Source organism: Microbacterium sp. CH-015 (assembly GCF_049707015.1).
In the GTDB taxonomy this organism is placed as follows: domain Bacteria; phylum Actinomycetota; class Actinomycetes; order Actinomycetales; family Microbacteriaceae; genus Microbacterium; species Microbacterium aurum.
On record NZ_JBNAFJ010000002.1, the window covers coordinates 109,650 to 133,770 of the forward strand.

At 70.2% G+C, this 24,121-nt stretch carries 25 protein-coding genes; 7 read left to right on the plus strand and 18 right to left on the minus strand.

All coding sequences use genetic code 11. The features are described from left to right. Positions 1 to 37: 37 nt before the first annotated feature. The 4 genes from trmD to rpsP are packed head-to-tail and all read right to left on the minus strand — an operon-like array spanning position 38 to position 2,033. A complete protein-coding gene (trmD, locus tag ACPYN4_RS05310) occupies positions 38 to 730 on the minus strand; it encodes a tRNA (guanosine(37)-N1)-methyltransferase TrmD (RefSeq protein ID WP_076690647.1) in 693 nt (230 codons plus the stop codon). Between the two features lies 1 nt (position 731). Then, positions 732 to 1,358 (minus strand): ribosome maturation factor RimM, encoded by a 627-nt coding sequence (gene rimM, locus ACPYN4_RS05315; protein ID WP_076690646.1) that lies wholly within the window; start codon positions 1,356 to 1,358, stop codon positions 732 to 734. 1 nt (position 1,359) lies between these two features. Beyond that, a complete protein-coding gene (locus ACPYN4_RS05320) occupies positions 1,360 to 1,590 on the minus strand; it encodes an RNA-binding protein (protein ID WP_076690645.1) in 231 nt (76 codons plus the stop codon). Between the two features lie 5 nt (positions 1,591 to 1,595). Further along, on the minus strand, positions 1,596 to 2,033 hold the full coding sequence (gene rpsP / locus ACPYN4_RS05325) for a 30S ribosomal protein S16 (protein ID WP_076690644.1): 438 nt from the start codon (positions 2,031 to 2,033) through the stop codon (positions 1,596 to 1,598). Positions 2,034 to 2,218: 185 nt separating this feature from the next. Between rpsP and ACPYN4_RS05330 the strand changes: the two genes are divergently transcribed. Further along, on the plus strand, positions 2,219 to 3,379 hold the full coding sequence (locus tag ACPYN4_RS05330; protein ID WP_424445802.1) for a glutamate--cysteine ligase: 1,161 nt from the start codon (positions 2,219 to 2,221) through the stop codon (positions 3,377 to 3,379). 3 nt (positions 3,380 to 3,382) lie between these two features. On the opposite strand, the gene ACPYN4_RS05335 is transcribed toward ACPYN4_RS05330, so the two are convergent. The 5 genes from ACPYN4_RS05335 to ACPYN4_RS05355 form a co-directional block, all read right to left on the minus strand. Further along, entirely contained in the window at positions 3,383 to 5,065 is a 1,683-nt protein-coding gene (locus ACPYN4_RS05335; RefSeq protein WP_424445803.1) for a glycosyltransferase, read from the minus strand. Continuing rightward, positions 5,062 to 6,216: a hypothetical protein gene (locus ACPYN4_RS05340; RefSeq protein WP_315549101.1), complete on the minus strand. Its 1,155-nt coding sequence runs from the start codon at positions 6,214 to 6,216 to the stop codon at positions 5,062 to 5,064. Before ACPYN4_RS05340 ends, ACPYN4_RS05335 begins: the two co-directional genes overlap by 4 nt. Positions 6,217 to 6,354: 138 nt before the next feature. Then, positions 6,355 to 7,911, minus strand: a complete 1,557-nt coding sequence (ffh, locus tag ACPYN4_RS05345; protein WP_424445804.1) for a signal recognition particle protein — start codon at positions 7,909 to 7,911, stop codon at positions 6,355 to 6,357. Positions 7,912 to 7,957: 46 nt separating this feature from the next. Then, positions 7,958 to 8,626, minus strand: a complete 669-nt coding sequence (locus ACPYN4_RS05350; RefSeq protein ID WP_424445805.1) for a TetR/AcrR family transcriptional regulator — start codon at positions 8,624 to 8,626, stop codon at positions 7,958 to 7,960. Further along, complete coding sequence (locus ACPYN4_RS05355; RefSeq protein ID WP_424445806.1) at positions 8,623 to 9,312, minus strand: uridine kinase family protein; 690 nt, start codon at positions 9,310 to 9,312, stop codon at positions 8,623 to 8,625. Before ACPYN4_RS05355 ends, ACPYN4_RS05350 begins: the two co-directional genes overlap by 4 nt. Before the next feature lie 93 nt (positions 9,313 to 9,405). Between ACPYN4_RS05355 and lipB the strand changes: the two genes are divergently transcribed. Together lipB and lipA are read left to right on the plus strand one after the other, a co-directional pair. After that, positions 9,406 to 10,062 carry a lipoyl(octanoyl) transferase LipB gene (gene lipB, locus ACPYN4_RS05360; protein ID WP_424445807.1) on the plus strand — a complete coding sequence of 219 codons (657 nt, stop codon included), beginning with the start codon at positions 9,406 to 9,408 and terminating at the stop codon, positions 10,060 to 10,062. Continuing rightward, the gene (lipA, locus tag ACPYN4_RS05365) at positions 10,059 to 11,084 is read left to right on the plus strand and encodes a lipoyl synthase (protein ID WP_424445808.1); all 1,026 of its coding nucleotides are present in this window, start codon (positions 10,059 to 10,061) and stop codon (positions 11,082 to 11,084) included. The genes lipB and lipA overlap by 4 nt, the downstream gene beginning before the upstream one ends. A gap of 1 nt (position 11,085) precedes the next feature. On the opposite strand, the gene ACPYN4_RS05370 is transcribed toward lipA, so the two are convergent. The 3 genes from ACPYN4_RS05370 to smc are packed head-to-tail and all read right to left on the minus strand — an operon-like array spanning position 11,086 to position 16,035. Beyond that, the gene (locus ACPYN4_RS05370; protein ID WP_076690635.1) at positions 11,086 to 11,586 is read right to left on the minus strand and encodes a DUF2004 domain-containing protein; all 501 of its coding nucleotides are present in this window, start codon (positions 11,584 to 11,586) and stop codon (positions 11,086 to 11,088) included. Between the two features lie 27 nt (positions 11,587 to 11,613). Further along, positions 11,614 to 12,486, minus strand: a complete 873-nt coding sequence (ftsY, locus tag ACPYN4_RS05375; protein ID WP_239281857.1) for a signal recognition particle-docking protein FtsY — start codon at positions 12,484 to 12,486, stop codon at positions 11,614 to 11,616. A 36-nt stretch (positions 12,487 to 12,522) separates the two neighbouring features. Next, positions 12,523 to 16,035: a chromosome segregation protein SMC gene (gene smc, locus ACPYN4_RS05380; RefSeq protein WP_424445810.1), complete on the minus strand. Its 3,513-nt coding sequence runs from the start codon at positions 16,033 to 16,035 to the stop codon at positions 12,523 to 12,525. A 374-nt stretch (positions 16,036 to 16,409) separates the two neighbouring features. On the opposite strand from smc, the gene ACPYN4_RS05385 reads away from it, so the two are divergent. Together ACPYN4_RS05385 and ACPYN4_RS05390 are read left to right on the plus strand one after the other, a co-directional pair. Then, positions 16,410 to 16,541 carry a hypothetical protein gene (locus tag ACPYN4_RS05385; RefSeq protein WP_275445327.1) on the plus strand — a complete coding sequence of 44 codons (132 nt, stop codon included), beginning with the start codon at positions 16,410 to 16,412 and terminating at the stop codon, positions 16,539 to 16,541. 91 nt (positions 16,542 to 16,632) lie between these two features. Further along, positions 16,633 to 17,715 carry a GNAT family N-acetyltransferase gene (locus tag ACPYN4_RS05390; RefSeq protein WP_287269639.1) on the plus strand — a complete coding sequence of 361 codons (1,083 nt, stop codon included), beginning with the start codon at positions 16,633 to 16,635 and terminating at the stop codon, positions 17,713 to 17,715. Positions 17,716 to 17,724: 9 nt separating this feature from the next. Here ACPYN4_RS05390 and mutM read toward each other — a convergent pair whose 3' ends face one another. The 6 genes from mutM to ACPYN4_RS05420 form a co-directional block, all read right to left on the minus strand. Further along, the gene (gene mutM / locus ACPYN4_RS05395; RefSeq protein WP_281653401.1) at positions 17,725 to 18,642 is read right to left on the minus strand and encodes a bifunctional DNA-formamidopyrimidine glycosylase/DNA-(apurinic or apyrimidinic site) lyase; all 918 of its coding nucleotides are present in this window, start codon (positions 18,640 to 18,642) and stop codon (positions 17,725 to 17,727) included. Further along, entirely contained in the window at positions 18,635 to 19,327 is a 693-nt protein-coding gene (gene rnc / locus ACPYN4_RS05400; RefSeq protein ID WP_239281853.1) for a ribonuclease III, read from the minus strand. The genes mutM and rnc overlap by 8 nt, the downstream gene beginning before the upstream one ends. 16 nt (positions 19,328 to 19,343) lie before the next feature. Continuing rightward, positions 19,344 to 19,553, minus strand: coding sequence for a 50S ribosomal protein L32 (rpmF, locus tag ACPYN4_RS05405; RefSeq protein WP_040165203.1), 210 nt, complete (start codon positions 19,551 to 19,553; stop codon positions 19,344 to 19,346). 2 nt (positions 19,554 to 19,555) lie between these two features. Further along, positions 19,556 to 20,104, minus strand: a complete 549-nt coding sequence (locus ACPYN4_RS05410) for a YceD family protein (protein ID WP_424445933.1) — start codon at positions 20,102 to 20,104, stop codon at positions 19,556 to 19,558. A gap of 52 nt (positions 20,105 to 20,156) precedes the next feature. Next, positions 20,157 to 20,654, minus strand: coding sequence for a pantetheine-phosphate adenylyltransferase (gene coaD, locus ACPYN4_RS05415; protein WP_239281852.1), 498 nt, complete (start codon positions 20,652 to 20,654; stop codon positions 20,157 to 20,159). Positions 20,655 to 20,726: 72 nt separating this feature from the next. Then, positions 20,727 to 22,892, minus strand: coding sequence for an ATP-dependent DNA helicase RecG (locus ACPYN4_RS05420; RefSeq protein WP_315549076.1), 2,166 nt, complete (start codon positions 22,890 to 22,892; stop codon positions 20,727 to 20,729). Between the two features lie 54 nt (positions 22,893 to 22,946). Between ACPYN4_RS05420 and ACPYN4_RS05425 the strand changes: the two genes are divergently transcribed. Next, entirely contained in the window at positions 22,947 to 23,528 is a 582-nt protein-coding gene (locus ACPYN4_RS05425; protein WP_239281850.1) for a 1-acyl-sn-glycerol-3-phosphate acyltransferase, read from the plus strand. A gap of 18 nt (positions 23,529 to 23,546) precedes the next feature. Next, positions 23,547 to 24,104, plus strand: a complete 558-nt coding sequence (rsmD, locus tag ACPYN4_RS05430) for a 16S rRNA (guanine(966)-N(2))-methyltransferase RsmD (RefSeq protein WP_239281849.1) — start codon at positions 23,547 to 23,549, stop codon at positions 24,102 to 24,104. Positions 24,105 to 24,121 lie beyond the last annotated feature (17 nt).

Consider the following 24,121-nt stretch of genomic DNA (forward strand, 5'->3'; position numbering starts at 1 on the left):
CGCGATTCAGGCGGACGAGTTCACGGAATCTTCGGATTCAGTCGGGCAGGAGGTCCGGCCGGCGCTCGCGGGTGCGCTGGACCTGCTGGTCGCGGCGCCACTGCGCGACGCGACCGTGGTGACCGCTCAGCAGCACGTCGGGGACGTCGTACCCCCGCCACGACGCGGGCTTGGTGTAGGACGGATACTCCAGCAGGCCGTCCTCGTGGGACTCCTCGACGAGACTGTCCGGGTTGCCCACGACGCCCGGGACGAGCCGCCCGACCGCCTCGATCATCGCCATCGCGGCGACCTCTCCTCCGTTGAGGACGTAGTCGCCGAGGCTGACCAGCCGCACCTCGCCGAGGGTCGCCGCATAGGCGAACACCCGCTCGTCGATGCCCTCGTAACGCCCGCAGCCGAAGACGAGGTGCGGTGCCGCGGACAGCTCGCGCGCCATCGCCTGCGTGAACCGCTCGCCCGCCGGGGAGGGGAAGAGAAAAGTCGGGCGCGCGTCGCCGGCATCCGCCACGATCGCGTCGAGCGCCTCGCCCCACGGCTCAGGCTTCATGACCATTCCGGCTCCGCCGCCGTAGGGCGTGTCGTCGACGGTGCGGTGGCGGTCGTGGGTGAACTCCCGCAGGTCGTGCACGCGGACATCCAGGATGCCGGCGCCGCGCGCCTTCCCGAGCAGCGACACCTCGAGGACGTCGAAGAACGCCGGGAAGATCGTGACGACGTCGATGCGCACGTCAGCGCTCGACGTCGGAGTCGTCGGATGCCGGGGTCGCGTCGATCGCGTCCGCACCGGCATCCGTCTCGTCGTCGCCGGGAAGGTCCTCGAACAGGCCGGCGGGCGGCGTCACGATGACGCGTCCGGCGGCGATGTCGACCTGGGGGACGATCGCGGCCACGAACGGCACGAGGATCTCGTCATCGGTCCCGGTCGGCCGGACCACGAGCAGATCCTGCGCGGGCAGATGGTCGACGCGGATCACGCGGCCTACGCTCGCGCCGTCCCGGAAGACGTCGAGTCCGGTGAGCTGGTGGTCGTACCAGGCGTCGTCCTCAGCGGGAGCCGACTCGTCCTGGTCGATCCACAGGATGGCGCGGACGATGCTCTCCGCGGCGGTGCGGTCCTCGACCTCGTCGAAGAAGACCACGGGGTGCGAGTTCATCCAGCGGAACTCGCGGACGGTCACCGTCTTGCCGTGCCACGGTGAGGACTCCGGCACCTGCAGTGTGAAGACGGCACCGGGGACGAATCGTCCGTCCGGGTCGTCGGTGTACAGCTCGAGCTTGAGGGCGCCCTTCAGGCCGTGGGCCTTGACGAGTCGCCCGACGCGCAGCTGTGTGCGCGCGGGTCCTGCAGCGGCCATGTCAGTCGTCCGCGACGTCGACACGGACGCGCGCACCGTCGGCGAGAGCCGACACGAGAGTGCGCAGCGCCTTCGCCGTGCGCCCGCCGCGCCCGATCACCCGGCCCCGGTCATCGGGGTGCACGCGCACCTCGAGGACGTCGCCGCGGGGCGACGACGAGGAACGGATGGTGACATCGTCCGGGTGATCGACGATCCCCTTGACGATGTGCTCGAGCGCGGCGGAGAGCAACGGACTTACTCGGCGTCGGTCTGCTCGGCCTCGGCGCCAGCCTCGACCTCGGCAGCCTCGTCGGCGGCGGGAGCAGGCTCTTCAGCCTTCTTCTCGGCCTTCGGCTTGATGACGGACTTCTTGGCGGAGTCCAGCTGGAACTCCTCTTTCGCCCCGGCGGTGCGCACGGTCGAGACCGCGTTCGCGTCGCCCTTGAACTTGCCCCAGTCGCCGGTCAGCTTCAGCAGCGCCGCGACCTGCTCGGTCGGCTGCGCGCCGACGGACAGCCAGTACTGCGCCCGCTCGGAGTCGACCTCGATGAACGACGGCTCCTCGGTGGGGTGGTACTTGCCGATCTCCTCGATGACACGACCATCGCGCTTGGTGCGCGAGTCGGCGACGACGATGCGGTAGTAGGGCGCGCGGATCTTGCCGAGGCGCTTGAGACGGATCTTGACAGCCACAATTCTCCTGAGTGGTGTTGTGAGGTGATGAACGACGCCTGGGCTGTGGGGTGCACACCCGGCGGAAGCTCTGCGGGTGGACTGCGGTGCCGGATAGAGGGTCGAGCGCGCGGTCCAAAGGACTATTTTGCCAGATCGTGACGCATGCTGCGAACCACCGCGCGACGACGTGTCAGACTGACCCCATGTCGGTGCCCTTCGCGACCTCCGCCCGCTCCACCGTCGGGCTCGAGTGGGAACTCATGCTGGTCGACCCCGACACCGGGGATCTCGTGTCTCGCGCACCCGAGCTCGTGCCGGAGCTCGAGGAGCGCACGGAGCTGGAGCGCTACACCGTCACCGGTGAGCTGCTGACGAACACAGTGGAGGTCACGAGCGGCGTCGGTGACACGGTCGCCGCCGCGGTCGACGACATCGCGGACGCGATCGCGGAGGTCCGCCGCCTCACGACCCCGCGCGGCATCGACCTGATGTGCGCCGGGAGCCACCCGTTCGCGCAGTGGTACGACCAGCAGGTCACCGACAAGACCCGTTACAACAAGCTCATCGAGCGCACCCAATGGTGGGGGCGCAACATGATGATCTGGGGCATCCACGTGCACGTCGGGGTCGAAGACGTCAATAAGGTCCTTCCGATCATCGGGGCGCTGTCGATCTACCTGCCGCACCTGCAAGCGCTGTCCGCATCGAGCCCCTTCTGGGCCGGGGAGCGCACCGGCTACGCCTCGAACCGTTCGCTGGTGTTCCAGCAGCTACCTACCGCCGGCCTGCCATGGCCGCTGGCCGACTGGGCGCAGTTCGAGCACTACCTCGACGACATGGTCGGCACCGGTGTCATACAGGATGCGACCGAGGTGCGCTGGGACATTCGCCCGGCGCCGCGCTGGGGCACGATCGAGGTTCGGGCCTGCGACGGCATGTCGACGCTGCCGGAGCTCGCCGCCGTCGCGGCGCTCGTGCAGACGCTCGTGGAGCACTTCTCCCGTCGGCTGGACGAGGGCGAGACTCTGCCGAGCCTGCAGCCTTGGTTCGTTCGGGAGAACAAGTGGCGCGCCGCACGTTACGGGCTGGGGGCGCGGGTCATCGTCGACCCCTCGGGGACGCAGCGTCTCGTCGCGGAGCATCTGCGCGAGACGATGGCCGACCTCGCCCTGATCGCCCAGGAACTGCACTGCGCCCGCGAGTTCGCCGGGCTGGAGACGATCCTCGACGAGGGCGCCAGCTACGCGCGGCAGCTTGTCGTCGCCGATGCCGCCGAGGGCGACCTGCGCGCCGTCGTCCAGCATCTGCTGCGCGAGTTCCGGCAGGGCCCGAGCTTGCGCGAGCACCTCGCGGAGCACGCCTGAGCGCTACGGCGCGCTACCGGTCCGGGCGATCCCCTCGGCATCCGCTTCGGGGACCCATTCCGATAATCCGTGCTCGGTCTTCTGCCAGTAGTGCGGCTTCGTGATGAGTTGCCACAGCGCCTTGTAGGACGCAATGGAGTGCAACAACCAGTAGATGGGGTTCAGCAGCGCCCACGCGACGAGCCGGAACGCCCCGCGCTTGTACGGTCCCATCATGTTCAGGTAGACCATCAGCGTGTTGCCGGCGACGAAGTTGAGAAGACAGAGCCACAGCACCAGCGGCGGAAATACCGCGCTCAACTCGGCGAGCGGAACCAGGAACGACGCGATGAGGATCACCGTGAACGGGATGACACCGAGGAAGGTGATGGGCGTTCCACCGATGAGCAGGGCGAACGCCCCGAATCGACGCCACCCGATGTTGCGCAGCAGGCGCACGGGGCGGCGGGCATGCACGAGGGCGGTCTGCATATACCCCTTGATCCAGCGGCTGCGCTGACCGATGAAGATGCCGATCCGGGAGGTCGCCTCCTCCATCGTGGTGGAGTCGACGACGCCGACGCGGTATCCCAGGGCACTCGCGCGGATCCCGAGGTCGGCGTCCTCGGTCACGTTGTAGGGGTCCCAGCCGCCGAGCTCCCGCAGCGCCGCGGTGCGGAAGTGGTTGGACGTGCCGCCGAGCGGGATCGGGAGGTCGCGCACGTCGAGCCCGGGCAGCATGTAGTCGAACCAGTAGCTGTACTCGAGGGCGAACATGCGGGTGAGCACGTTCTCCCGCGCGTTGAAGTAATTGAGCGCCGCCTGCATGACGACGGTCTCGGGGGTGCTTCGGTGGAAGGCGACCACGGTCTTCTTGAGCTGGTCCGGCTCCGGCGCGTCCTCCGCGTCGTAGATGACCAGGAACTCCCCGCGAGCCACCTGCAGCCCGACGTTGCAGGCGCGCGGCTTGGTTTGCGGGGTCCCCTTCGGAATCGTGACGACGACGAAGTTGTCGGGCGGGTTCGACAGGGCGATCGCATCCCGGGTCTCGTCGTCCTCCTCCTCGACCAGGATGAGAACCTCGAGGCGCTCGGCGGGGTAGTCCAAGCGGCCGAGGTTCTCCACGAGCCTGCCCACGATGCGCGCCTCGCGGAACACGGGCACCAGCACGGTGTAGATCGGGAGCTCGTCGTCCTCCAGCGCCCTCAGATCGTCGGCGGCGATGCGCTCGGCGAGATCGAAGCGCGAGCCGAACAGCGCGATGCTGAACTTGAACACGGTCGAGGCGAGAAAGACGACGCTCGCGGCGCCGATCACGGTGATCAGCGTCTGCAGAGGCCAGAGGATCCCCGCGGCGACGAGAAGGATCAGGACGACGGCCAAGCACACCTGCTGCGTGCGGGAGAGGACCGTCTTGGCCGACAGCTCCTGGTCGCGCTGCGCCAGCCCCTCCGACGCCTCAAAAGCGAAGTCCGCCCCGAACTGCGCCATGACAGCGCCGACGATCCGCGACTGCAGCATCGGCTCGACGGTTATCGGCGAGCCGATCAGCTTCTCGACCCGAGCCCGTTGGGAGCGCCCGAGCGGCTGCGCCGCCCCGACGACCACGACGTCGCCCTCGCGACGCAGGGGGAGCCACCCATTCCGGACGTATTCGTGACGGAGCTCGCGCTCGAGCAGTGCGGAGGCGACATCCGGTCCGGTCATAGCGCGCCTCCCGTGAGAGTGGACATCCAGGTGAGGATGGTGGGACGTCCGAATGCGCTCACCCAGCCGATGCACAGGAGCAGGAGAGCCGTCCCCCCGAGGATCCATGCGTGCGGGCGCGTACGCGGCCGTTGGATGAGGGCGATGGCGAACAGCAGCGACATGACGAAGCTGTTGCCCGCGGTGCCCGGGGGCGCGTAGCCGAGGAGGTACGCGAGCGTGGTGCTGACGGTCAGGAGCACCCCGACAAGCCCGAGCCACAGGTATCCCAGCACGCCCGCGGCGAGAGCGATCACGACCGTGGGCGAGTAGTAGAGCGCACCGGCCGGGGTGGCCAGAGCGCTGAGCAGCGTGTCGGCGTTCGACTGACTCCACGCAGGGGCACCCCCGAGCATGGCGAACGGCCCCACCCGGAAAGCGACTCCGAGCGCCGCGAACGCCGCGTAGAACGCGACGGTGGGATAGGCGATCACGAGCGCATTGGCGAGGCGGGCACGTTGCCGGGATTGCACCAGGACCAGGCTGGCCGCCGCGACGACGAGCACGGCGAACGCCGCGGTCGTGTCCGAGAACGCAGCTAGTGCCAGCAGCAAGCCCGCACGGAATCCCGCTTGCGTGTTGGCGAACGTGGTGAAGCGCAGGAGTGCGATCATCGCGAACCCGAAGAATGTCAGGCTCAGCACGGCCTGGAAGTTCGTCGTGACGATGTAGAAGAACATCGGCGTCAGGCTGAGCGTCACGACGAGCGCCACCGCGAGCGGGCGAGGAACCGCCTTGCGCTCCAGCGACTGGACGATCAGCTGCACGAGGAATGCCCCGACGACACAGCCTGCGATCGACAGTCCGAACGCACCACCGGGGATGACGGATGCAAGTATGCCGGTGATCAGCGGATGGAGCGCCTCGATGGGCTCGATGCCCGCCCCGAGTCGGAGATCGGCGATGCGCGCTGCCAGCTCCGCGTTGGCCGTCGCGGTCTGCTGCCCGTCGGAGGCGATCTCGAACCACACCGCGACAGCGGCGAAGATGAGGAAGAATCCGAATCGGAGCAACCATCGCTTCCACCGGCGAGCGGGGAACTTCGGCAGCACGCCCGACGCGCTCTCGATGTAGAGCGGCGTATCACGGTCGAAGAGTGTCGTCTGTGTCACCGCAATATACCCGCGCCCTCTCCCGTGGGCGCCGACACGGGCCCGACGACGTTTCGATCAGACTAGTTGGTGCGCGCGCCGGCCCGACGTGCGCCCGGGGCGTGCGCTTCCACTGCGCTGCCCTCGGGGCGATGCGGGTCAGCCCTTGCCGAAGAACTTCTGGATCTCAGCGAGGTCGGACTCGGACGGCTGCGGTGCGCCGCCTCCCAGACCGAAGCCCGAACCGGTCGGCGCGGTCTGCGCGGCCGCGGCGATGCCGGCGTTCTCTGCCGCGCGCTTGGCGGGGTTGCCCGACCGCGAGCCGCCGCCCTTCTTCTGCTTGTTCCCGCGCTTGGCCGAGGCGCCGGGCTTGCCGCCGAGCGATCCCATGCCGGGGATCGAGGGAACCCCGCCGCGCGCGACGGTCTTCATCATCTTCGCCGCCTGATCGAACCGCTGCACGAGCTGGTTGACGTCGGTCACGGTCATTCCCGACCCGCGCGCGATGCGCAGCCGGCGGGACCCGTTCAGGACCTTGGGGTTGCGCCGCTCCCCCGGCGTCATCGATCGGATGATGGCCTCGGTGCGGTCGATCTCACGATCGTCGAAGTTCTCGAGCTGCTGCTTCATCTGGCCCATGCCCGGCAGCATCCCGAGCATCTTCTTCATCGAGCCCATCTTCTTCATCTGCTGCAGCTGCTCGAGGAAGTCCTCCAGCGTGAACTGCTCGGTCGCAAGCTTCTCGGCGACCTTGCGCGCTTCTTCCTCGTCGAACGCCTGCTGCGCCTGCTCGATGAGGGTGAGGATGTCACCGAGGTCGAGGATGCGGCTGGCCATGCGATCGGGGTGGAACGCCTCGAGGTCGTCGAGGCCCTCGCCGGTCGACGCGAAGATGATGGGTCGGCCCGTGACGGATGCCACCGACAGCGCCGCACCGCCCCGCGCGTCGCCGTCGAGCTTGGACAGCACGACACCGGTGAAGTCGACGCCGTCCTGGAACGCCTTGGCGGTGTTCACGGCATCCTGACCGATCATCGCGTCGATGACGAACAGGACCTCGTCGGGGTCGGTGGCCTTGCGGATGTCGGAGGCCTGCTTCATCAGCTCGGCGTCGACGCCGAGGCGGCCGGCGGTGTCGATGATGACGACGTCGTGCTGCTTCTGCCGGGCGTAATCCACGCCGTCCTTCGCGACCTTCACGGGGTTGCCGATGCCGTTGCCCGGCTCGGGGGCGTAGATCGCGGCGCCGGCCTGCTGGGCGACGACCTGCAGCTGGTTGACGGCGTTGGGGCGCTGGAGGTCACAGGCGACGAGCAGCGGCGTGTGGCCGTCCTTCTCGAGCTGCTTGGCGAGCTTGCCCGCGAAGGTCGTCTTACCGGAACCCTGCAGGCCCGCGAGCATGATGACGGTCGGGGCGGTCTTCGCGAACTGCAGGCGACGCTGCTGGCCGCCGAGGATCGCGATGAGCTCCTCGTTGACGATCTGCACGACCTGCTGCGCGGGGTTCAGGGCCTTGTTGACCTCGTCGCCGAGCGCGCGCTCGCGCACCTTCGCCGTGAAGTCCTTCACGACCGGCAGCGCCACGTCGGCATCGAGCAGCGCACGCCGGATCTCGCGGACAGTCCCGTCGACGTCGGCGGGCGTGAGCTTGCCCTTGGTGCGGAGGTTGCGGAACGTCTCTGTCAGCCGGTCGCTGAGGGTGCCGAAAGTCGCCATGATGGCTCGATTCTACCGGCCGCGTCTTCCGCGCCCGGCGCGCAAGCTAACGGCAAGTTCGGTGCCGCGACACGCCGCAGGCGCGGGCGCAATCGCGGCGTGTCGCGCAGCATCCCTTGCAGTTGGTGTCGTGGACTCGACTGCGCCCCGAGTCAGAGAGGACGGATGCCGCGGCGAGGGCCTCGTCGAGAAGGCCGCCGAGGTCGCCGCGCGCGGTGCCGGCGGACGCCCACGCCCACACAGCGGCGAGAACGGCCGCGGCAGCCACCCCCGCCCGCACGTCTGCGATGAGCCGCGGTGCACCGCCCGCGACGAGCCGGTCCGACACGGCACGGGCGAGCCGTCCGGTGCGCAGCGCCCGCTCGTCGTCGAGGTCGCCGGCGATGCCCATCGCGTCGGCGTTCGTGATCGCAAGCGCGAGCGCGTCGGGGGCGAAGCGGTCCACGAGCGTGTGCAGCGCGTCCCGCACCGGCGTGCCCGCGGTCAGCGCCGCCACCGCGGCATCCATCCGCCCATCGAACCCGCCCCAGAGGACATCGGCCTTCGAGCCGAAGTAGTTGAAGAAGCTCGACCGGCTCACGCCCGCGCGGCGAGTGATCTCCGCGACGGTCGTGTCCGCGTAGCCGCGCTCGAGGAACAGCTCACAGGCCGCCTCCGCGATCGTGTCGCGCGAGGTCGCCCGGGGCCGTCCGCGCGCGTCGGCGCCCGCGCTCATCGCAGCGGCCCCGGCACCCACAAGACGTCACCGTCGACATCGCCCTCCGGACGCGTCCCCGCGACGATGACGTCGGCGCAGGTCCACGGGCGCTGCGCGTCCTGATAGGCGAGCTCGGCGGCCATCCAGTCGTGCCAGAAGGCGATGGATGCCGCCTCGTCCCCGTTCCCTCCGTGCGCGATATCGCGGGCGATGCCGCGGCGCTCGGCCTCGGCGACGTCGGACTGCACCCAGACGACGGCATCGACGACGTCGGCGAGCTCGCGGCACGCGGCACCCACGCCCTCGAGCACAACGAAGGTCGTGGCCGCCGGCACATCGATCGCACCGGCGCGCTCGTGGGCATCCCACGCGGGCGGGCGGTAGTGCACGTCGCGCCCCGCCGCGAGCGGTGCAACCAGCCCTTCGAGCACGAGCGGACTCCACGCGAACATCGGGGCGTGCCACGCGAAGTCATCCGTGCCGATGTGCACGGCGCCGGGCAGGTGATCGACGAGACGCGCCGCCAGGGTCGACTTGCCGCCGCCGCTGCGGCCGTCGACCGCGATGATCCGGGTGCGCCCCGGGCGTTCGGCGACCGAGGTGAGGTGCGCGGTCAGCTGGCTGACCGGAGTGCGCTGCCACGCGCCGACCGCGGGCTCCCCCGGCGCGGGCCTCAGTTCGACGCGGAGCGGGTCGAGGTGCATGCGCTCACCCTAACGCGAGCGCTCGCGGCGCCGCCGTGACGTATTGTTGGTCTGCGTCCAAGAAACGCGACGGCAGACCAGTCAGGAGAGACGATGCTCGACATCCGCACGGTGGGGCTCGCGCCCGACCTCGTCCCCTACACCGAGGGCTGGGCCCTGCAACGCGAGATCCACGCCGACGTCGTCGCCGGGACGCGTCCGGACACCCTGCTGCTCGTCGAGCACGAGCCGGTGTTCACTGCCGGCGCCCGTACGGCTCGGCACGAACGGCCGACGGATGGGACGCCGGTCGTCGACGTCGACCGCGGCGGCAAGATCACGTGGCACGGTCCGGGTCAGCTCGTCGGGTACCCGATCGTGCGGCTGCACGAGCCCGTCGACGTCGTCGCGCACGTGCGGCGACTCGAAGGGATCCTCATCGACGTGCTCGCGGGTCTCAGCGTCGACGGCTATCGCGTCGAAGGGCGCAGCGGTGTGTGGGTGCGTCGGCCCCTGTCCGAGGACAAGATCGCCGCGATCGGCGTGCGTGTGCAGCGGGGCGTCACGATGCACGGCTTCGCGCTCAACTGTGACAACTCCCTGCTGCCGTTCTCGCAGATCGTCCCGTGCGGCATCTCGGATGCCGGGGTCACGACCCTCTCCGAAATGCTCGGTCGCGACATCCGCCCCGTCGACGTGGTGGATGCCGTGAGCGCCGCCTTCCAGGCATCCTTCGCCGCCCCCGTGTCCGGATCCGAGGTCGCGGCATGAGCGGCTGCGGTGTGACTCCGACCGGCGAGGCGGGTCCCGCGAACGCACCGGAGGGGCGCAAGCTCCTGCGTCTCGAGGTGCGCAACGCGCAGACCCCCATCGAGCGCAAGCCGGAGTGGATCAAGACCAAGGCCAAGATGGGGCCGGAGTACCAGGCGCTGCAGGCGCTCGTGAAGGGCGAGGAGCTGCACACGGTCTGCCAGGAGGCCGGGTGCCCCAACATCTACGAGTGCTGGGAGGACCGCGAGGCGACGTTCCTCATCGGCGGCTCGCAGTGCACGCGCCGCTGCGACTTCTGCCAGATCGACACCGGCAAGCCGGCCGCCTACGACACCGACGAGCCGCGTCGCGTCGCGGACAGCGTCCGCCGGATGCAGCTGCGCTACGCCACCGTGACGTGCGTCGCCCGCGACGACCTGCCCGACGGCGGGGCGTGGCTCAACGCCGAGACGATCCGTCAGATCCACGCCGTCAACCCGGGAACGGGCGTCGAACTGCTCGCGACCGACTTCAACGGCGAGCCCGCGCTGCTCAGCGAGGTGTTCGATGCGCGGCCCGAGGTCTTCGCCCACAACGTCGAGACGGTCCCGCGTATCTTCAAGCGCATCCGACCCGCGTTCCGGTACGAGCGCTCCCTCGACGTGCTGACGCAGGCGCGGAACGCCGGGCTCATCACGAAGTCGAACCTGATCCTCGGGATGGGCGAAGAGCCCGAGGAGGTCGTGCACGCACTGCAGGATCTGCATGACGCCGGCACCGACATCGTGACGATCACGCAGTACCTGCGTCCGACGCCACGCCACCTGCCGGTCGCACGCTGGGTGAAGCCGCAGGAGTTCGTCGAGTTCAAGGAGGAGGCCGAACGGATCGGCTTCCTCGGGGTCCTCGCCGGCCCCCTCGTGCGCTCGTCCTATCGCGCGGGGCGCCTCTGGGCGCGGTCGATGGCGGCGAAGGGGCGCGCATTGCCCGCGGACCTCGCGCACCTGGCAGACGCCGACCTGGGGTTCGCCCAGGCCGTCTGAGTCAGTCGGCGCTCGTCACCGACTGCACGTCGCCGTCGCTCGTGAGGTTCACGAGGAGAACCTCGTCGGTGGCGTCGGGATCGAGCGCATACTCCAGCACCGCGAACGGGTCGGAGCCGCCGTGCTCGTCGGCGAGGATCGTCATGCTCACCAGCTGCAGCGAGCGGATGATGTCGATGTGGACGTCGCCGGAGATGTCCACCAGCACATCGTCGAGGTCTTCCCCGAGGCTCTCCTGCTGCTGCAGCAGGTACTCCGTGACCTCACTCGTGCGGTCGTCGAGCTCGGCGACCATGGCGTTCCGCGACGCCAGGTCGATCTGCTCGAGCGAGGAGATCATCGCGGCGGCGACGTCGAGGGCGGCCTGGGACACGTCGTCCTGGTCGGGAGCGGTGAGGTCGACCGTCACCCGCTGATCGGCGAAGTCGACCACCTCCGACCAGAAGATCGAACCGTCGGGTCCCGATTCCAGCAGTCCGAAGTAGTCGTGCTCGATCGCCATGGCCCTATGCAACCACCCTCCGGCGCCTCAGTCCACCAGCGCCGCGGCGAAGACGTGCGGCGTGAAGCCGGTGAGGTCGCCGATGCCCTCACCCTGGCCGAGGAGCTTGACCGGGATGCCGGTGCGCTCCTGCACGGCGAGCACGAACCCGCCCCGGGCCGACCCGTCGAGCTTCGTCAGGACGAGCCCGGTCACTCCGGCATGCTCGAGGAAGGACTCGGCCTGCATGACGCCGTTCTGGCCCGTCGTCGCATCGAGCACGAGCAGCACCTCGCTGATCGGCGCCTGCTTCTCGATGACGCGGCGGATCTTCGTCAGCTCGTCCATGAGCCCGTTCTTGGTGTGCAGTCGTCCCGCCGTGTCGACGAGGACGATCTCGGTGCCGTGCTGCTTTGCGTAGTCGATGGTCTGATAGGCGACGGATGCCGGGTCCTGACCCTCGTGCTGGGGCCGCACGATCGTCGCTCCCCCGCGCTCGGCCCATGTCGCGAGCTGGTCGACGGCGGCGGCGCGGAAGGTGTCGGCCGCCCCGACCACGACGGAGCGACCGTAGCGCTGCAGGAACTTCGCGAACTTGCCGATCGTCGTCGTCTTGCCGACGCCGTTCACCCCGACCACCAGCACGACGGCCGGACGCTCGGTGAGTCGCAGCGTGGTGTCGAACTTGGCGAAGTGCTCCTCGAGGGTCTCCTTCAGCATCCGCTGCAGGTCACGCGGATCGGTCGTGCGGAAGCGCTCGACCTTTTCCCGCAACTCCTCCACGATCCGCTCCGTGATGTCGGGGCCGAAATCCGCCGTGAGGAGCGCCGTCTCGAGGTCCTCCCACGTGTTCTCGTCGATCGTGGGCTTGACGAACATGCCGCGCAGCGCGCGACCGAGCGACCAGGAGTTCTCCGCCATGGTTCCAGCCTAGAGGCGCGTCCGTCGCCTCCGGCGTCAGACGGCCTCGCGCTCGCGCACGCGCTGCCCGACGACGGCCGAGACGCCGTCCTGCCGCATCGAGACGCCGTAGAGCGCGTCGGCGATCTCCATGGTGCGCTTCTGATGAGTGATGACGATGAGCTGGCTCGACGCACGCAGCTGCTCGAACACCCCGAGCAGTCGCCCAAGGTTCGCATCGTCGAGCGCGGCCTCGACCTCGTCGAGGATGTAGAACGGGCTCGGCCGCGCCTTGAAGATCGCCGTCAGGAGCGCGACCGCGGCGAGCGACCGCTCACCGCCGGACAGCAGTGACAGGCGCTCGATCTTCTTGCCCACCGGACGCACCGACACCTCGATGCCCGTCGTGAGCGGGTTGTCGGGATCGGTCAGCGAGATGCTGCCCGACCCTCCCGGGAAGAGGATCGGGAACACCTCGCCGAACGCCGTCTTGGTGTCTTCGAACGCCGCGAGGAAGATCGTCTGCATCCGCTCATCGAGGTCGGCGATGATCGTCTGCAGGTCGGTGCGGGTCTGGACCAGGTCGGCGAGCTGCTCGGTGAGGAACGCGTGACGCTGCTCCAGCGCCGCGTACTCCTCGAGCGCGAGCGGATTGACGCGGCCCAGCTGCCCGAGCTTGCGCTCGGCCTCCTGCAGCCGCCGCCGCTGAGCCGCACGATCGAACGGCGTCGGCTCCCCCTCGCCGTCGTCGGCGGGGATCGGCTGATCAGGTCCATATTCCGAAACAAGAATATTCTCGTCGAGGCTGAGCTCGGACGCGACGCGTTCGAGCAGGCTCGTCACGTGCAGACGCTTCTCGTGCATCTGCAGCTCGAGCCCGTGGACGCTTTCGGTGAGCCGGCTCAGCCGCTCGCGGACGGCGGCATCCTCCGCGCGCAGCGCGGTGAGCTCGCTCGTCAGCGCGCTGCGAGCCTGCTCGGCCAGCTGGAGCTCGACACGCGCCTGCGTGACCGAACGGTCGACCGAGTCGAGCACCGGCGGCAGCGTCTCGGCGACCTCGGCGGCCAGCTCCCGCTGCGCACGGCGGATGACCGCGCGCCGGGCGGCCTCCTCGGCCGCGACGCGTTCGCGCTCGCGCTGGCGGACGAGCTGGTCCACGCGTGCCTCGCCGGCGCGGACGCGCTCTTTGAGGGTCTCGACCTCGAGTCGCGCGCGCATCTCACGGTCACGGGCCGTCTCCAACGCCTCGAGCAGGCCGTCCCGCGCCGACGCGTCGAGGATGGGGCGCGGGGCCTGCTGTGCCGTCTGCAGGGCGTCGTCCGCGGCACGCGCGGTCTTCTCGGCGTCGGCGACCGCCGCCTGCGCCTGGCCGAGACCAGCCTCGAGGCGCTCGCACTCCGCGACGGCAGCCTCGTGCCGCACGGTCGCGCGGTTGACCTGCTCGGTGTGCGCGGCGAGGGCGGCATCGTGCTCGCGGAGGCTCTGCAGTGCGTCCTTCGTGTGGCGCCGTGCCGACTCCCACGCCGCCTGCGCCTCGGCCAGCGCCTCCCGCAGCGAATCGGCGACGACGCGGATCTCGGCCAGCCGCTCCTCGGCGCCGTCCCGCTCCGCCGCGAGCTCCAGGCGAGAGCGGCCGCCGCCGGAACCTGCACGCACGGTGAACGGCGTGACGACCTCGCCCGCTCGGGTCACGATGGTCACCGGCGCCCCCGCCGTCGCCGTCGTGAGCGTGCGTGCGGCGTCGTGTGCGGCCGCGAGGTCGTGGACGATCGCGACGTAGGCGAGCAGACCCCGCACGCCCTCCGGCCCGGTCACGACATCGGCCGCCGGCGTCGCCCCTTCGACGCCGGTGAGATCCGGTGCGGGGGCCGACGCCGACGCCAGCAGGATGTCCACGCGGCCGAGGTCGTCCTCGCGCGCCGTGCGCGCCACGTCGAGGGCGGCGGCGATGTCGTCGACGAGCACGCCCTCCGACAGCGCGCCGAGTGCGGCGGCGACGGCGGCCTCGAACCCCGGCTTCACCTTCACGGCGTCACCGACCAGCCCTCGGATGCCACGGCCACCGCGCTCGATGAGGGCAGCGGCCGCGTTGCGCACATCGAGGGCGCGGCTCAGCGCCGCGGACTGCGCGGTGAGCGACTCGACCTCGCGTTCGGCCGCGTGCAGGCGTTCCCGCAGCGCCGACACCTGGGCCTCGGCGTCGGCGGCGTCACGCTGGGCACGTTCGTACGCCGCCGCGTGCTCCGCAGAGGATCCCTCCGGGACGAGGTCGGGATCGACGCCGGCGAGCACCTCCTCGGCCTCGGCGCGTCGCTGCTGGGCCGCCTCGAGGGCGCGCTGCTGGCGCTCCACCGCCGCGCGCACCGCGTCCAGGCGGGATCCCGCGGCATCGGCGGCGCCGCGCAACTTCGTCAGCCGCATATCGTGCTCGGAGACGAGCGCGCTCTGCGCCGCGATGTCGGCGTCGAGGGCGTCGAGCTCGGCGCGCGCCCGGATGACGTCGCGGCCGGCGGTGGCGGCGGCATCCTGCGCACCGCCGAGACCCGCGGCGATCTCGTCGACTTCGGCGCGCGCCTCGTCGATCGCGCCCTGGCTGACGGTCGTGACCTCGATCGCGAGCTGTCCGTCGTCCTCCAGCAGCGCGAGCCGCTGCCCCGCCAACGAGTAGAGCCCGCGCAGTCGCTCCTGCACACGCTCCAGCGCGAAGGCGGTGCTCCGGGCGGCGTCGACGGCCTCAGAACGCTGCTGAGCCTCCAGCGCGTCGATGTGCAGCTTCAGCTGCTCGGCCTGGTCCTGCAGCACCAGACGCTCGGCGTGTCGCTCCTGCTCGTTGCGCGCATGGTCGGCCAGCTGTGCCCGAAGCCCCACGAGATCGTCGGCGAACAGCCGCGCCTTGGCGTCACGCACGACAGCCGCGATCGTGGCGGCCTCCCGCGCGATCTCCGCCTGCTTGCCGAGCGGCTTCAACTGTCGACGCAACTCCCCCGCGAGGTCGCTGAGCCGCGTGAGGTTCGCCTCCATCGCCTCGAGCTTGCGGAGCGTCTTCTCCTTGCGGCGACGGTGCTTGAGAATGCCGGCGGCCTCCTCGATGAAGCCGCGGCGGTCCTCGGGGCTCGCCTGCAGCACGCTGTCCAGGCGCCCTTGACCCACGATGACGTGCATCTCGCGGCCGAGGCCGGAGTCGCTCAGCAGCTCCTGCACGTCCAGCAAGCGGCAGCTGTCGCCGTTGATCGCGTACTCGCTGGTGCCGTTGCGGAACAGCGTCCGGCTGATCGTGACCTCGGAGTACTCGATCGGCAACGCGCCGTCGGCGTTGTCGATCGTGAGCTGCACCTCGGCACGGCCGAGCGGGCCGCGCGTGGACGTCCCGGCGAAGATGACGTCCTCCATCTTGCCGCCGCGCAGCGTCTTGGCGCCCTGCTCGCCCATCACCCAGGCGAGGGCGTCGACGACGTTCGATTTGCCCGACCCGTTGGGTCCGACGATGCAGGTCACGCCGGGTTCGAGCGCGAAGGTCGTCGGCTGGGCGAACGACTTGAAGCCCTTGAGCGTCAGGCTCTTCAAATGCATTCGGGCGTCCTCCGCGGGCAGGGTGTGCGGACCACGCTAGCGGAACCGATCCGCAATCCCGTCTTGACGCGGCGCATGCGGAGGGTCTAGCGTGACAGATCGCGTCTGAAGTCGAGAGGAGGTCCCAGAAATGATGATGCACATTGACACCGCCGGAGCGCTCGCTCCCGTCGTTGCGTTCACCGGGACCGGCTCCTTCGGCGCATTCCGCCGCACGGCCGGCTGACCGTCGCACGGGAGAACTCCGTCCGGGGACGGACCTGAGCATCCCGCACGCCCTTCTCGCGCCTTCGTCGCCTCCGCGACCACGCGCCGCTGCCGCAGCCCGGCACCGCCTTCGGAGCGCTCGCTCCCTCACGAAAGAACCGCACATCATGCATCCCTTCACCGCGTCATCGCTCGACGCCACCTCACATGAGAACCGCCGCCTCCGGCTCGCTCAGCGCGATCGGCTGCAGCGGGAGCAGGACTGGCAGCGTCTCCTGCAGATCCGCCCGTTCCTGTGACGCCGCTCCCCTTCGGCCGGGGCGTCATCACGACGCCCCGGCCGAAGAGCCGGCAGACGATCACCGACACCGACACCACCCAGGACATCCCATGAGCCACATCCCCGGGGTCGAGTTCCGACCCCTCACCATCCCGGCATCCGTCGACGACACCGATGCCGCCGACTTCCGCGAGTTCACCCGCGTACGCAACCTCGTGTACCGCGAGATGTCCGGCAACGATGACGACGCCAAGACGCCGGCAGAACTGCTGCCGCACTACCAGAGCGATGTCGACGAGATCCGCCACGCGTGGGCGGTCGTCGCCGACGGCGTTTTCATCGGCCGCGCCGGCGTCGACATCCCGCTGGAGGAGGGCTCGCGCACCGCCTACTGGCTGATCGAATTGCTCGCGAGCCACCACGGGCGGGGCATCGGCTCCGCCGCGTACGAGCTCATCGAGCAGACGGCGCGGACGCACGGCCGGACCGTGCTGCAGTCGTGGGCCGAGCACCGCGATGCCCCGGGTCCGCGCCTGGAGGCGCCGACCGGCTTCGGCTCGATCCCGACGGACCACGCCGCCCGCTTCTTCCTACGGCACGGATACACGCTCGAGCAGATCAACCGGCAGAGCGCGCTCGATCTCACCACCGCGGACGAAACGGTCGCGACCCTCCTCGCCGAGGCGAAACGTGCCGCGGAGGGCTATCGCGTCGTGCAATGGAACCTCCCCACGCCGGCCGAGTACGTCGAGGGCTACGCGTGGATGAAGTCGCGCATGTCGACCGACGCCCCCAACGCCGATCTCGAGGTCGACGAGGAAGTGTGGGATGCCGACCGGGTCGCCCGTCATGATGCGAAGTACATCGCCGCAGGTCAGACGGTTCTCGTGACCGCGGCTGTGCACGAAGCCACGGGCGGGCTCGTCGCTTTCAACGAGCTGGTGCGCGGCGGCGACCCCGACGCGGCCAGCCACCAGGAGGACACCCTCGTCCTGCGCGAGCACCGTGGCCACAAGCTGGGACAGCTCGTCAAGTGCGCGGGCCTGACCCGGTGGCGCGCGACCGAGGCCCCAGCCTCGCCGAAGGTGATCACCTACAACGCGGAGGAGAACCGTCCGATGCTCGACATCAACGAGGCGATCGGCTTCGTCCCCGTCGTGTACGAGGGCGCGTGGAAGAAGGTGCTGTCGTGAGGTGAACGGTCACCGGCGCCGCTGACAGCGCGGGCAGAAGTGACTCGACCGGTTGGTGAACGACACGCGGACGATCGGCGTGCCGCAGCGAGGGCACGGCTGCGACGTCCGCCCGTATGCGTTCAACGAGTGCGCGAAGTAACCGGCCTGACCGTTGACATTCACGTACTGCGCGTCGAAGCTCGTGCCGCCCTCGGCCAGCGCCTTCTGCAGCACCGCGCGCACATCGGCGAGCAGGCGCCCCGCCGCCCGCGCCGACAGCGCGGCGGCGGGGGTCTCGGGGTGGATGCGCGCCGCCCAGAGGGCCTCGTCGGCATAGATGTTGCCGATTCCGCTGAGCACCGTCTGATCCAGCAGCACGCGTTTGATCGCGGAGCGCTTCGCGCGGACCGCAGCGATCACGGCGCGGTCGTCGACGGCGGGGTCCAGCGCGTCGCGGGCGATGTGCGCCACTTGCGACGGGGTGGCCGCGGCATCCGTCCCCCATCCGCCCGCGGCGCCGTCGGGGGTCGGGACCAGGGTGTCGACGGCGAGTGATCCGAACGTGCGCTGGTCGCTGAAGACGACGTCGATCTCGCCGTGCGACGGATGCTGGATGTGCAGGCGCACGCGCTCGTGACGCTCGTCGGGGGCGCCGGGGGCCCGCAGCAGCAGCTGGCCGCTCATGCCGAGGTGGGCCACGACGGCCTTCCGCGGTCCTCGGGCGCCGGCCTCCGCCGATGCGGACAGTGGCAGCCACAGGAACTTGCCCCGCCGCGCCGCCGCCGTGATGGTGCGACCGGTGAGGGCGCGTTCGAACGACGCGGCATCTCCGGTGTGGCGGGTCAGTGCCCGCGGGTCGTGAGCATCGACCGCGACGATGCGCGCGCCGACGACGGCCGGCTCCAGTCCCGCCCTGACGACCTCGACCTCGGGCAGTTCAGGCACGGTCGCTCAGCGCGTGCCAGACGGCGAGGGCAGCGGCCATCTCCGCCTGCTTCTTGCTCGACCCGGTACCGCTGCGGGCGACATCGCCGACAGCGACGGTCGCGGTGAAGACGCGGTGGTGGTCGGGGCCCTCGGCCTCCACGACGTACGCCGGCGGGGCGAGATCAAGTCGCGCCGCGAGCTCCTGCAGGCTGGTCTTCGGGTCCATGGCCGCGCCGTATCGCTCGGGGTCGGCCATGAGCGGCTGCACGAGCCGGAGCACGAGGCCGGTTGCGGCATCCGGACCCGCCGACAGATAGGCGGCACCGATGACGGCTTCCATGGTGTCGGCGAGGATCGAGTCCTTGTCGCGGCCGCCCGTCTGATCCTCGCCGCGGCCCAGGCGCAGATGCGCGCCGAGCCCGATGCTGCGGGCGACTTCGGCCAGCGCGACGGTGGAGACGACACTCGCGCGTCGCTTGGCCAGCGCGCCCTCATCGAGTTCGGGGTGGGTCGTGAACAGGTGGACCGTCACGGCCTGGCCGAGGATCGAGTCGCCGAGGAACTCCAGCCGCTCGTTGTGCGGCGTCCCGCCCTTCTCATACGCGAAGGAGCGGTGCGTGAGCGCCAGCGACAGAAGCTCGGGGTCGATGTCGACCCCGAGCTTGTCGGTGAGCACCGCGTGCTCCGTCACAGCATCCGTCATCGGGAAGCTGCCGCGATCAGATGTCGGCGACCTTGCGGCCCTTGTACTCGAGGAACAGCTCGGTGCCCTGCGAGTCGGTGACGACCTTCGCCTGGTGCGGGCGGCTGTAGACGACCTTGCCGTTCTCGACGGTCTTGACGAGGGCGGGCGCCTCGGCCTTCCACTGCGCGCGACGCGAACGGGTGTTGGAGCGGGAGACCTTCCGCTTCGGGGGGTTACCTGCCATGGCTAGCTCTTCTCTGTATCGGAGGCGAGGGGGCGCGCGGCCACATCGTCCTGGTCTGGGGTGAGGGCCTTCAGCGCGGCCCAGCGCTCGTCGATCGGGGTTTCCGGCACGGTTCCTGCGGCCAGCTTGTCGCCCGTGACCGGATCAAGGCCGGGGCAGTCCGGCTGGCACACCGGCTGGAACGGAAGCGACAGGACGATCGAATCCCTGACCGGAGTTTCAAGATCCACGTGGTCGTCTTGAACCTCGAAGTCGGTCGCTTCCGTCCCAGGATACCCGAAGAGCTCCTGAAACTCGACTTCGACAGGCCGGTCGATGTCCTCGAGACAGCGCCCGCACACCCCGCGGTACGTCGTGTCCACCTCTGTCGTGACGAGGATGCCCTCGTGCACGGACTCGAGTCGCACCCGCAGCTGCACAGGTTCGCCCTGTGCCACGTACACGAGCCCCTCGCCCCACTTGGCCGGGGCGGGCACCTCGACGTCGAACTCCCGCATCTCTCCGGCGCGGTGCGCGATGTCACGCACCGGGAAGACGAACGGACCGCTCACATGCTTTCTGACCACCCGGCAATGCTATCCGCCGGCGGCACCGCGGGGGCCGTCAGCCCTCGCGCGCGCCGGTGTCGAGGAAGCGGGCCACGGGTCCGGGCACGAACGGTGCGACGTCGCCGCCGAGAGCAGCGACCTGGCGCACGAGCGAACTGGAGACCATCGCGTGTGCAGGGTCGGGCAGCAGGAAGACGGTCTCGATCGCGGCGAGGTGACGGTTCACGATCGCCATCGGCGTCTCGTAGGCCACGTCGACCTGTGAGCGGATGCCCTTGACGAGCACGCCCGCGTCGACGTCCTCGGCGTAGTCGACGAGCAGACCCATGCTCCACGACGCGACGATGACGTTGCCCTCGATCTCCTGCTCGGCGATGGACTGCTCCAGGAGCGTCAGACGCTGCGCGATCGGGAGCATCGCCTCCTTGCCGGGGTTGTGCACGACGAGCACGTGCAGCTCGTCGTACAGCGCGGCCGCGCGGCGGATGACGTCGAGGTGTCCGAGGGTCGGCGGGTCGAAGGATCCAGGGACGACCGCGATGCGGTTGTTCATGCGTTCAGCCTAACGGCGCGGCGGGGTGGGATTTCGACGCGCTGCGATCGATCAGCCATGTGCCGCGCCGCGTCAGTTCTTCGCGAGTGCGGCGCGCTCCTGCTGGCCCACCCGCCGTTCGATGGCCGCGGCGAGGCCGGGATGCCGCAGCAGTGCCGGGTCCTCGTCGAGCACCTGCTCCGCCGCCGCACGCGCGAGCGCGATGAGGTCCGCGTCGGCGACCACCCGCAGCAGGCGCAGCGACGTGCGCGCGCCCGACTGGGCGTCGCCCAGAACGTCGCCCTCACCGCGCAGCTCGAGGTCGACCTCCGCGAGCGCGAAGCCGTCGGTCGTGGCCGCGACGGCGTCCACGCGGGAGCGGGCGGGGCTGCCGGCGGGAGCCTCGGTGACGAGCAGGCAGAGCCCGGGAACGGCGCCGCGACCGACGCGGCCGCGCAGCTGGTGCAGCTGGGACACGCCGAACCGATCGGCCTCCAGGATCACCATGGTCGACGCGTTGGGGACGTCCACACCGACCTCGACGACCGTCGTAGCGACGAGCACGTCGATCTCGCCGCGCGCGAACGCCTGCATCACGGCATCCTTCTGCTCCCCCGGCATGCGTCCGTGCAGCGTCTCGACGCGCAGCGCGTCGTATGCCGGAAGCTGCGCGAGCATCTCCCGCACCTGAACCACCCCCCAGCGGGTGCGCGGCTGCTCGCCCTCGAGCACCGGCGCCTCATCGGCGGCATCCTTCGCATCCTTCCCCGTCGCCTCGGCGTCGATCGCGGCGCAGACGACGAACACCTGGTGCCCCGCGGCGACCTCCTCGACCACCCGCTCCCACACCCGGGCGAACCAGGCGGGCTTCTCGGCCAGCGGCGCGACGTGGGTGGCGATGCCGGCACGGCCGGCCGGCATGGTGCGGATCGTGGAGACGTCGAGGTCGCCGAAGACCGTCATCGCGACGGTGCGCGGGATCGGGGTCGCGGTCAGCACGAGCACGTGCGGGGCCGTGCCCTTCGCGCGCAGCGTCTCACGCTGTTCGACACCGAAACGGTGCTGCTCGTCCACGACGACGAGGCCGAGGTCGGCGAACGTCGTGGACGCGCTCAGCAGCGCATGGGTGCCGACGACGATCCGTGCCTGACCGGATGCCGCGCGCAGCGCCGCCTTGCGACGCTCCGCCGCCGGCAGCTGCCCGGTGAGAAGCGTCGGCATGAGCTCGGGGGCGAGCTGCGGCCCCAGCATCCGTGCGATGGAGCGCACGTGCTGCGCGGCGAGCACCTCGGTCGGGGCGATGAGCGCGGATTGGCCGCCGGACTCGGCGACCTGCAGCATGGCACGCAACGCGACGAGCGTCTTTCCGGAGCCGACCTCGCCCTGCACGAGACGGTTCATCGGCCAGTCGCCGGCGAGGTCCGCGCTGATCCGGTCGCCGACGGCGATCTGATCGGGCGTCCGCGCGAACGGCAGGCTCTCGTCGAAGGCGGCCAGCAGGGCGCCCGGGCGGCGCGCGGTGGCCGACATGGCACGCACGAACTGCCGCTGCTGCAGCAGCGCCGTCTGCAGCACGAACGCCTCGTGCATGCGCAAGGTGCGTCGCGCGGCGTCGACCTGATCGATGAAATCCGGCGCGTGGATGCGTTGCAGCGCTGTGCGCATGTCGAGGAGGCCCTGCGCGAGCCGGAACTCCTCCGGCAGCGGGTCGGCGACGTCGCCGAGCTTGCCCAGCACATCGGCGACCGCCTTCTGCACCTGCCACGTGGCCACGGTGCTGGTGGCGGGATAGATCGGGATGGGGGTGTTCTGGTTCGCCTCGGCCGTCAGCCGGGCGAGGTCCACGTCCTCGAACAGCTGGTAATCGGGGTGGGTCAGCTGCTGATGCCCCTTGAAGACACCGACCTTGCCGGAGAAGATGCCCTGACGTCCCACCTGCAGGTCGTTCTGCCGCCACGACTGGTTGAAGAACGTCAGCACGAGCGCCCCAGCGCCGTCGCTGATCACGACCTCGAGGATCGACCCGCGTCGCTGCTTCATCGAGCGCGATGACACCGAGCGCACCTCGGCGACGATGGTGACCTGCTCCCCCAGCGGCAGGGAATCGATCGGCGTGAGCTCCCCACGTCGCGCGTAGCGGCGCGGGTAATGCGTCAGCAGGTCGGCGACGGTGTCCATGCCGAACGCGCGCTCGAACAGCTTCGCCGTCGCGGCGCCGAGCGCATCGACGAGGCGCGTCTCGAGCGTCAGCACGGGCATGCGTCGAGTCTATGCAGGTGCGGCGACACCCCGTCCGCGCCGTACAGTGACAGGGTGATCCGCCGCCTTCTCGCCCGCCTGTTCTGGCTGTGCAGCCGCTGGCGCCTGCGCACGGAGCCGGCGCCGACGCGGCCGACCGTGCTCGTGGGCGCTCCCCACACCTCGAACTGGGACTTCGTCCTCATGCTGGCGATCGCCTGGCGCCTCGGCATCCACATCCGCTGGCTCGGCAAGGCGAGCCTGTTCGCCGGCTGGCGCGGCCCCGTTATGCGGGCGCTGGGCGGCATCGCCGTGGATCGGGCCGACGCGGCCCGGGTCGTCGCCGAGATCGTCGCCCGCGTCAACGCCGGCGAGGTGTTCAGCCTCGTCGTGACCCCCGACGGCACCCGCGGCGGCAACGCGTACTGGAAGAGCGGGTTCTACCGGATCGCGAGAGAGACCGGGATGCCGGTCACGCTCGGCTACGTCGACCGCACCACGATGACAACGGGGCTCGGGCCGACGATCGAGCTCACCGGGGACGTCGCCGCCGACATGGACCGCATCCGCGCGTTCTACGCCGACAAGGCCGGGCTGCGCCCGGAGCGCCGCATCGAGCCGCGCCTGAGCAGCGAGGGCGCGGAGCCGTCGGTCTGACGCGGTTAGGGTGAGGCTGTGACCCGCATCATCGCCGGAGCCGCCGGATCGCTGACGCTCGCCGTGCCCGATGCCGGCACGCGACCCACGAGCGATCGCGTGCGCGAGTCGCTGTTCAGTGCGCTGGAGTCGGCCGATCTCATCGCGGATGCGGCGGTCCTCGACCTCTACGCCGGTTCGGGGGCACTGGGGCTCGAGGCCGTCAGCCGCGGGGCGGCCTCGGCGGACCTCGTGGAGAAGGCGTCCCGGGCCGCGTCGGTGGCCGAGCGGAACGCCCGCGCGATCGGCCGGGCCGTTCCGGGGGCATCCGTTCGCGTGCACCGCGCGAGCGCCGACGCGTATCTGCGGTCGGCGAACGGCGTCTTCGACCTGGTGTTCCTCGACCCGCCCTACGATGTCGGCGAGACCGAGCTGTCCTCGACGCTGTCGCTGCTCGTGCCACACCTCGCCGCGGGGGCCACCGTCGTGATCGAGCGCGCCTCGCGCTCCGCGGAGCCTTCGCTGCCGCCCGGTCTCACCCACGACCGCGCGAAGAAATACGGCGACACGACCCTGTGGTGGGCGCTCCGCGCCTGACCCGGCGGGGCGTTCCG